This window comes from Desulfococcus sp. (assembly GCF_041737845.1).
Taxonomy (GTDB): domain Bacteria; phylum Desulfobacterota; class Desulfobacteria; order Desulfobacterales; family Desulfococcaceae; genus Desulfococcus.
Map to the genome: position 1 here is coordinate 1 of NZ_JBGSQX010000038.1, position 8,564 is coordinate 8,564.

Sequence of the window (8,564 nt, forward strand, 5' to 3'; positions counted from 1 at the left end):
GGGTCGGCATCCGTCATCCCGGCCCGGATTTCATCCATTGCCTCGAAAAAGCGCTGACCGGCAGGGACCGTATCGACGGCGCTCCCGGGTTTGAGGATGATGTTGCCGCCCTGGATGCCGATCTCCAGAACATCCCCTTCCTGAATCCCCAGAATGGCCCGCAGCTCTTTGGGGATGGTAATCTGCCCGTTACGGCCGACTTTGACCAAAGGCATGGCCGGCTCCTGTTGTTTTTGTTCCCGGGTCCGTGAAATGCAAGTTCCATATTATGTGATCACTGCAGGATGCGCAAAGCCTTTGTCAAATCGTAACGGTTCACGGCCGACGGCAGGGCCGAGAGATCAACTGGATCGGGATCAGATCCGATGGAATCGTAAAAACGGGGAATTGTGTCGGAAAACTTTACGATTTTAGATGGAGTTAGTATTATCGGTTTTATTTGTGGCGGTTGGATTTTTGGGAATTGCTCAGGCGACACCTATCAACTCCGGTGAGCTAATCGATGTTTTTGCTGGGAATGAAGAGAACTACAACTTAGATAGTCTAGAACTTGCAATAGAAGGTTGGTTTTCTACAGAAAAAGGAATAACTAGAGATGTTGATCTTAGTTATTATGAAAAGATAGATTACCCGGGTACCTCATCTATCATTATGACAGTCACATATGAAGCTGATAATAAAAGCGGTACGTGGACGACCAATTTGCCGATAGAATTTTATAGCGTAAAAGCTGCGAATGAGTTTGCACTTTATTGGGAGGAAGGCTTTGCATCGTCAGGAATTTGGAGCACCGAGGATTTATTAAATAATGGCGGTCAACAACCAACAATTTCTCATTTGACCACTTGGAATCCGACGACAGTCCCCGAACCCACCACCCTGCTCCTCCTCGGCCTCGGCCTGGTCGGCATGGCGGGTCTGCGGAGAAAACTGCGGTAATCTTGCTGTAGCCTGATCAGCAGATACAGATATCCAGGAAAGGCGGCACCTTAGTGGGGTCGCCTTTCCGCTTTCCGGCGGTGTTTTGGCAGACGCCAAGTCATTGGCCAGCGCAATCCCCGCTGCTTCCAAATCCCCTTCTTGCCTTCCCCCCGTGAGTCTGCTATGAATTCCCCGTTTTGAACCGCCGGGTTTTCGCGCTGTATGCAATGATGCGGCAGCCCCGGCCCCTGATCCATCCCCACATCCCGGAAGGCGCCATGAGTCGTTTCTGGAGCGAAACCGTTCGGGGGCTGACGCCCTATGTTCCCGGGGAGCAGCCCAAGGTCCCGGACCTGATCAAGCTGAACACCAATGAAAACCCCTACGGGCCGTCGCCCGGGGTCCTTGCGACCTTGCGGGCCGAGGCGGCGGAGACCCTGCGCCTCTACCCCGACCCCAACGCCGACCGCCTCAAGGCCGCGGTGGCCGAGTATTACCGCGTGCGCCCGAACCAGGTCTTTGCGGCCAACGGGTCGGACGAGGCCCTGGCCCACGCCTTCCTGGGGCTCCTGAAGCACCCGAAGCCGCTCCTCTTCCCGGACGTCACCTACAGCTTCTACCCGGTCTACTGCGGGCTCTACGGCATCGAGTACGAAACCGTTCCCCTGACCGGCGACTTCGAGATCGACCTGGACGACTACCTGCGGCCCAACGGCGGGGTGATCTTCGCCAACCCCAACGCGCCCACGGGGAGGCTGCTTTCCCTTGACGCCATCGAGGCCTTCCTGGCCCAAAACACCGACTCCGTGGTGGTGGTGGACGAGGCCTACATCGACTTCGGGGGGGAAACCGCCATCCCGCTCGTCGAGCGCTTCCCCAACCTCCTGGTGATCCAGACCCTTTCCAAGTCCCGGTCCCTGGCCGGCCTGCGGGTGGGGTTTGCCGTGGGCCATACGGAGCTGATCGAGGCCCTGGAGCGGGTGAAAAACAGCTTCAACTCCTACCCCCTGGGCCGCCTGTCCATCGCGGGCGCGGTTGCGGCCATGGAAGACCGGGAGCACTTCGACGAGACCCGCAAGGCCGTGATCCGCACCCGGGAGGTGATGACCGCCTCCCTCCAACACCTCGGGTTCACGGTGCTGCCCTCGGCCGCCAACTTCGTCTTCGCCCGACACCCGGAATGGAACGCGGCAACCCTGGCGGCCCGGCTCCGGGAGAAAAAGATCCTGGTGCGGCACTTCAAGCTGCCCCGCATCGACCAGTTCCTTCGCATCAGCGTGGGCAGCAACGATGCGGCGCTCCGGCTCCACCAGGCCCTGTCGGAGATCCTGGACCAGTAGCCGGCCGGAGGGGATGTCCGGGGGCGGTCCGAGCCCCTGGAGCAGCGAGGTTTAGTGCCGCCGGGTGCAGCGGAGGATCAGCGGCCCGGACTGTTTGAGCGAAGCGAGTTTCCGGGACGCCCGGAGCAAACCCGAGCGGCACTTGACCGAAGCTGCGTGGGGCGAGGGCCGCCCCCGGACATGCCCGGCCCATGAAAAACCAGGAGCGGCGCATCGAAACGCATCAAAACGCACAGAAAGGTCACATGCTCAACATCGGCACCTATAACGAACTCGTCGTGGAGAGAAAGGTCGATTTCGGCCTCTATCTCAACCCAAAGGCGGAGGAGGTCCTCCTCCCGTCCAAATACGTGCCCGAGGGCACCCGGGTGGGCGACCGCCTCCGGGTCTTCGTCTACACCGACTCCCAGGACCGGCCCGTGGCCACGACCCTGGCCCCGAAGGCGGTGGTGGGGGAATTCGCCTGCCTCGAGGTCCGGTCGACCGTGGCCTTCGGCGCATTCGTGGACTGGGGCCTCGAAAAGGACCTCCTCGTTCCCAAAAGCGAGCAGCAGATCCGGATGCGGGTCGGCCAGCGCTATGTCGTCAAGGTCTGCCTCGACGCGCGCACGAACCGGGTCTTCGGCACCACCCGGATCGCGGCCCACTGCGGGAAGCCGCCGGCGGACCTCGCCCGGGGCAAAAAGGTCCGGATCCTGGTCTACAGCCTCACCAAGATCGGCATCATGGCCGTGGTGGACAACCACTACACGGGCCTCCTCTACCGGAGCGAAACCTTCGAGCCGCTCGCCATCGGCGACGAGCGGACGGGGTACATCAACCGGATCCGCGAGAACGGCAAGGTCGACCTCTCCCTCAAGCCGCCGGGATACGGTTCGGTGACGGGATCGACCCGGAAGATCCTGGACGCCCTCAAGACCTCGGGCGGTTTCATTTCCTGCCACGACCGGAGCACGCCCGAGAAGATCGAGCGGCTCTTCGCCATGAGCAAGAAGGAGTTCAAGAAGACCATCGGCGGGCTCTACAAAAAGGGCGTTATCGAGATAAAGCCGGACGGGATCCGTCTCAAGGAGTGACGGCTCCGCAAAACGGCCGATATCTGCGTTACGCTCATCCCTCGTCACTGCGGCGTACTTGAAGTACGCCTCATTCCTCGGGATTCGCAAGCCTTGATCTCGGCCGTTTTTCGAAACCGTCTGAAACTTGACGGCTCCGCAAAACGGCCGATATCTGCGTAACGCGTATCCCTCGTCATTGCGGCGTACTGGAAAGGAAAATGAAATGAAACTCCGATTCACCGATATGATATTCACAGCCATGACGATCGGTCTGCTCGCAGCCGGTTGGGCAGGCGCCACCTGTTATGAATCCTCGGGCGACGGAAAGCTCCTCGCCGGCCGCATGGCGGACTTCATGCCGAGGATCATAGAATCCTACGAGACCGGGGTCCCCCAGGGGGCCGTCTATGCCGTCCAGGAGCCCGGGGGCTATTATTTCAAGATCTGCGACGAGCCCGACCAGGTCACCTACTTCATGCGGAAATGGGCCGAGGGAGCCGTTCCGGGCGGGGCCTGGGCGCCCCTCTACACCACCGGCAACACGGCCGAGATCGCGCGCCAGATCCAGGACGGGGTCTACCTCATCAAGTTTGACGGCACCAACTGGGCGGTTTGGCAGTATGCGGCCGCCAAGGCCGAACCCGCCGCGAAATCAAGGCTCTACATCCAGACGACGCCGGCGGGCGCAGGCATCCGGGTGCTCAACATCAAGCCGCGGTTTTCCCAGGGGATGGAGGTCGACCCCGGCCGGTACCAGATCGAGACGGCGGCGAAAAACTACCGGACCGATACCCGCTGGATCGAGGTGAAGCCCGGCGAGGACGCGACCCTCACGATCGCGCTCAAGCCCGCGAAGGCGAAATAGGGAAGGCGGGGCGTCCGGGGATGACCATGGACCGGCGGGATACGGACGAAAGCCCCCATCCGGGCATCCTCCGGAAAAAAGGCTTTGAGTTCGGCTTCGACCCGGAAGCGTGCGCGGCCTGCGCCGGGCGCTGCTGCAGCGGCGATCCCGGCAGGATCTGGGTCAGCGAAGGGGAGATCGCAAAGATCAGCCGCTTCCTGGGCATCCATCCCGTCGATCTCGTCCATACATGCCTCTACCGGGTCGACGGCCGGCTCTCGATCCGCGAGGTTCCCGCAGACGACGGGTTCCGGTGCCTCTTCCTGGAAAGCGGCAGGCCTGCCCGCTGCGCCGTCTATCCGGTCCGGCCCCGCCAGTGCCGGACCTTTCCCTTCTGGGACCGATACAGGGGGCGGGGCCGTCTTCTGGCGGAGGAGTGCCCGGGGATCCGGAACCCGGATTGACCCGGCCGTCCGGGTCGGCTCACGCCGAATCCGGCAATGGGGCCTCCGCCTCGCCGGAGGCGCAGTCGAGGGCGATCCGGAAGGTGGTGCCGCAGCCGGGGACGGTGGAAAACTCGATGGCGCCGCCGAAGGACGCCACGATGGACCGGCAGATCGACAGGCCCAGGCCGGTGCCCTTGTCCGGCGCCTTGGTGGTGAAGAAGGGGTCGAAGATCCTTTCGGCGGTGTCGGGCGCCATCCCCGTCCCGTTGTCGCTGATTTCCAGGACGGCGCGGCCGGGATTCCCGGGGGCCGTCTCCTCCCGTGCGGTGCGGATGGTGATGACGGGCGCGAAGCCCTTTCCCGCCGTTTCCGTTTTGCTCTCCAGCGCATGGCGCGCATTGTTCATGATATTGATGACGACCTCCTCCAGGGAATAGGGGTTGGCCTGGATGACCAGCGCGTCGCCGGTCATGTTCCGGAGGATCGTGAGGCCGTGGGAATGGAACTGGGTCGAGAGCAGGGAGAGGGCAGAGTCCACCGTCATGTTCAGGTCGATGAGGGAGACGTTCCCGCTGCCGGCCTCCCGCGCAAAGAGCCGCACATGGCTGATGATGTGGGCCATCCGGTCCGTCTGGCCCATGATGCGGGCCGCCATCTCGGTGATCTTCTGCTCCGTGATGGAGTGGTTCCGGATCCCGTACTCGATGAATTCGGACAGGCCCCGGATTCCGGTCAGGGGCTGGCTGAGTTCATGGGCGATGCCCGCCGCCATCTCCCCCAGAGACCGGAGCCTGTCGGAGCGGATGCGGATGCTCTGCTGAATCTCCAGCTTTTTCTCCGCCGCCTCCCTCAGGTGGATCTCCTCGCTGAGCTGCCGGTTCTTGCGCTCCAGGAGCCGCCGCTGCCTGCTGGACGCCTTGTATTGGGCGCGGAGAAGGCTGTTTTTCAGGCTGAACCGGATCAGCAACCCGACGCCGATGAGCACGACGGCGGTGAAGGAGGCCCCCGCGAGATGGATCTGCCAGGGCGCGATGGCGCCGTGGATTTCGCGCTTTTTGACCCAGGCCGTCAGCCGCAGGGGGCAGGACGGGATGGCCGCCTGCGTCACCAGGACGGCTTCGGCGGTCCTGCCGCCGGGGTCGCCGGAGGGGAAGTAGTGGCCGTCCGTCTGGGCCGCCGGGGGGGCGGACGCCAGTTCGGTAAATGAGGGGCAGCGCCCCCTGTCTTCCGGGCAGAGCAGGTTCCCGTCCGCATCCGTCAGGGCAAAGCCCTTTGCGGCGGCATCGGCGCCGTCTCCCATGAAATGCCTGTAGAGGGTGTCGAGGCTCAGCTCGGCCGTGATCTGCCCGACGGCGGTGTTCTTGTGGAACACCGGCATGGAAATGCTGATGGCCCCGGCGGCCCCGGTATCGCTGATGTGGAGGGCCGGTTCCCCGGGCTGGGACGGGGGGCATTTTTCATGCCGGATCACGCTGCGGCCGCCGGCCGGGCCGGCATTGACGAGTATTTTCCCGTCCATCTCCGCCAGGGCGATCTGCCGGTAGACGGGGTCCTCCTCGATGACCTTCTCGGTGAGGATCCTTTCCATGAGTCCGCCGACGAGGAACAGGTTGAGCTTGAGCCCGTAGGTCTCCGACATGCCCATGCCTTTGTTCGTGTAGTAGGCGATGACCTCCTGGGACGCGGCAAGGGACCGGATGTCGTATTTCCGTTCGATGAAGAAATATCCCAGCAGCGCCTTCTGGCGCTCCACGTCAAGATGGAAGCCGTTGAGGGAGGAGGTCACGAGGGCGCTGTGGTTTCTGAAATTGAAATAGAGCAGGTATCCGATCAGGGTGGCGAGGATCACCCCGGCGGCCAGGAGGGCCCAGGGCATCCCGCGCACCGCCGCCCTCTTTCCGGGTTCTGGTGTCTGGTGCATGGATCTCCTCCCCGCCGCGTCTATTTGAAAAAGTCGGGGTAAAAGATGACCGCGGACGGATAATACCTGTCCACCAGTGCCCGGTACCTGCCGCTCTTCTTGAATTCGGTGAAAAACTCGTCAAAGGCCCGCCGAAGACGGGGGGAGCCCTTTGGAAAGGCCGCGGCCATCTCCTGGGCCTCGGAGACCGGCCCGATGATCTTGATCTTCCCCGGCCAGGTTGAAAGCCCCGCCAGGGCCACGGGCGCATCGATCAGGGTCGCGTCCGCCATCTGTGCCACCACCGAGGGGATCATCTCCTCCAGGTCCCGGTCTTCCGGAAACATCCTCACGCCGGCTCCCGTTTCGGCTATGCCGTAGAGCTCGGCATCGAGGCAACTGTTTTTCAGGGTGAGCACCGATATCCCTTTCATCCGGCCCTTGACCTCCCGGATGTCGTTCAGGATGTCCCCCGTGGGCGAAATGGGGGAGATGGGCGCCTCGCTCTCGGCGACGAGCCATACGCCGCTGGGAAAGGTCGCTTCGGAGAAGTCCATGATCTTTTTCCGCCACGGCAGCACGGTGAAGCCCGTGGCGATGACATCCCCCCTGACCGGCGCATCGCCCTCGATGACGACCGCTTCGCCCCTGGGCGTCACGATTTTCCCGGTGAGGTCCGGGATGATGTTCTTCCAGTCGGTCCGGACCAGTTCGTAGGCCACCCCGAGGTGTGCGCTGAACGCCTGCATCAGCTCCACGTCGAGCCCGTCCGGTCCCCGGCCGGTCTCCCGGACGAAATTCGCGTAGGGGATGGCCAGGTGGCGCAGCACGCCCTTGGCGCGGATCGTTTCGAGATCGCCCGCGGAAGCCCGCGGGGGAATGCCCCAGCAAACGGACAGGACCAGGGCGACCATCGGCAGCCAGAGCAACGGACCGCCGGTTTTCCTTTTCAACATGATCGATTCCTCTATGGCATTACGCAAGAATCCTATGCGTATAAGATTTTTTATAGCCGGTATGAGATTTCGATGTCAAGAGATATGTGAATGGATCACATTCGAAACCGGCATTCCTCCCTTCCCGCCGTGCGAAGGGGCTGTGGAAGCGCGGGGGGGAGGAAATGCCGGAAAGATCCGGCGGTGAACCCGGGCTCGGTGCGACCCCCGCCGAACCCGCCCGGGCGCCCCCGGAATTTTATTGTGAATTTTTTGCATTTCCATCCGTAATGATGTAAATATCGACAAACGGGTGCAGCCACCCCTCCCTTCAACAGTTCAAACAAAGGAGAATAATGATGGCAAAACCAGCGGCGGCAAAGGCGGCCACGAATACAAAAGAGGATCGGCGGCAGAAGGTGATCGAGGTGTTGAACAAGGCGCGGGCCATGGAGCTTCTTGCCATCACCCAATACATGAACCAGCATTACAACCTGGATAATATGGACTACGGCGAGATGGCCGCCAAGGTCAAGCTGATCGCCATCGACGAAATGCGCCATGCCGAGGCCTTCGCCGAGCGCATCAAGGAGTTGGGCGGCGAGCCGACCAGCGAGCCGACGGCCAAGACCAAGAAAGGCCAGAAGGTGGAGGCCATCTTCCCCTTCGACGCCGACCTGGAAGACCACACCATGGAGGTCTACAATCAATTTTTGCTGGTATGCCGCGAAAACGGCGACAGCACCAGCATGAAGCTGTTCGAATCCATCATCGATGAAGAGCAGATCCATTTCAACTACTTCGACAATATCGGCGGCCACATCAAGGATCTGGGCGCCGTCTACCTGGCCCAGATCGCCGGCACCCCCGCCTCCACCGGCCCGGCCTCCAAGGGCTTCGTCTCCGGCCCGGCCGCCGCATAGCGGCGACAGGCGCAACTGCAACCCCTGGGGCGCTTCCGGTGAGGCAGCGCCCAAGCCAATTCCCTTCCTTGACAAAAACCGGGCCGCTCTTTATGGTAGCCCATTTTGTGGCCGCGGCGGCCCGCCGGTAAACCCCGGCGAGTGCCGTGATCGTTTTAACCCCTATATATAATGATGAAATGCAAACCACCATGCCT

The 8,564-nt window shown here is 62.1% G+C and carries 9 protein-coding genes; 6 read left to right on the forward strand and 3 right to left on the reverse strand.

Translation table 11 applies throughout. The features are described 5' to 3' along the window. A partial coding sequence (locus tag ACEW8N_RS04750) for an AbrB/MazE/SpoVT family DNA-binding domain-containing protein (protein WP_373498658.1) occupies positions 1-215 on the reverse strand: 215 nt, incomplete at its 3' end. A 199-nt stretch (positions 216-414) separates the two neighbouring features. Between ACEW8N_RS04750 and ACEW8N_RS04755 the strand changes: the two genes are divergently transcribed. The 5 genes from ACEW8N_RS04755 (at position 415) to ACEW8N_RS04775 (ending at position 4,627) form a co-directional block, all read left to right on the forward strand. Next, a complete protein-coding gene (locus ACEW8N_RS04755; protein ID WP_373498659.1) occupies positions 415-939 on the forward strand; it encodes a PEP-CTERM sorting domain-containing protein in 525 nt (174 codons plus the stop codon). Between the two features lie 260 nt (positions 940-1,199). Beyond that, positions 1,200-2,261 (forward strand): histidinol-phosphate transaminase, encoded by a 1,062-nt coding sequence (hisC, locus tag ACEW8N_RS04760; RefSeq protein ID WP_373498660.1) that lies wholly within the window; start codon positions 1,200-1,202, stop codon positions 2,259-2,261. A 191-nt stretch (positions 2,262-2,452) separates the two neighbouring features. Next, entirely contained in the window at positions 2,453-3,337 is an 885-nt protein-coding gene (locus ACEW8N_RS04765) for a S1 RNA-binding domain-containing protein (RefSeq protein ID WP_373498661.1), read from the forward strand. 205 nt (positions 3,338-3,542) lie between these two features. Then, positions 3,543-4,184: a hypothetical protein gene (locus ACEW8N_RS04770; protein WP_373498662.1), complete on the forward strand. Its 642-nt coding sequence runs from the start codon at positions 3,543-3,545 to the stop codon at positions 4,182-4,184. 20 nt (positions 4,185-4,204) lie between these two features. After that, positions 4,205-4,627, forward strand: a complete 423-nt coding sequence (locus ACEW8N_RS04775) for a YkgJ family cysteine cluster protein (RefSeq protein WP_373498663.1) — start codon at positions 4,205-4,207, stop codon at positions 4,625-4,627. 19 nt (positions 4,628-4,646) lie between these two features. Here ACEW8N_RS04775 and ACEW8N_RS04780 read toward each other — a convergent pair whose 3' ends face one another. Next, entirely contained in the window at positions 4,647-6,530 is a 1,884-nt protein-coding gene (locus tag ACEW8N_RS04780; protein WP_373498664.1) for a sensor histidine kinase, read from the reverse strand. A gap of 20 nt (positions 6,531-6,550) precedes the next feature. Then, entirely contained in the window at positions 6,551-7,465 is a 915-nt protein-coding gene (locus ACEW8N_RS04785; protein ID WP_373498665.1) for a transporter substrate-binding domain-containing protein, read from the reverse strand. A 335-nt stretch (positions 7,466-7,800) separates the two neighbouring features. Here ACEW8N_RS04785 and ACEW8N_RS04790 point away from each other — a divergent pair, with 335 nt between their 5' ends. Further along, positions 7,801-8,367 (forward strand): bacterioferritin, encoded by a 567-nt coding sequence (locus tag ACEW8N_RS04790; protein WP_373498666.1) that lies wholly within the window; start codon positions 7,801-7,803, stop codon positions 8,365-8,367. Positions 8,368-8,564: the final 197 nt, after the last annotated feature.

Coding starts and splice junctions, on each gene's coding strand:
- ACEW8N_RS04755 (WP_373498659.1), top strand. CDS start 415: ATGGAGTTAGTATTATCGGTTTTATTTGTGGCGGTTGGATTTTTGGGA.
- hisC (WP_373498660.1), top strand. CDS start 1,200: ATGAGTCGTTTCTGGAGCGAAACCGTTCGGGGGCTGACGCCCTATGTT.
- ACEW8N_RS04765 (WP_373498661.1), top strand. CDS start 2,453: ATGAAAAACCAGGAGCGGCGCATCGAAACGCATCAAAACGCACAGAAA.
- ACEW8N_RS04770 (WP_373498662.1), top strand. CDS start 3,543: ATGAAACTCCGATTCACCGATATGATATTCACAGCCATGACGATCGGT.
- ACEW8N_RS04775 (WP_373498663.1), top strand. CDS start 4,205: ATGACCATGGACCGGCGGGATACGGACGAAAGCCCCCATCCGGGCATC.
- ACEW8N_RS04780 (WP_373498664.1), bottom strand. CDS start 6,530: ATGCACCAGACACCAGAACCCGGAAAGAGGGCGGCGGTGCGCGGGATG.
- ACEW8N_RS04785 (WP_373498665.1), bottom strand. CDS start 7,465: ATGTTGAAAAGGAAAACCGGCGGTCCGTTGCTCTGGCTGCCGATGGTC.
- ACEW8N_RS04790 (WP_373498666.1), top strand. CDS start 7,801: ATGATGGCAAAACCAGCGGCGGCAAAGGCGGCCACGAATACAAAAGAG.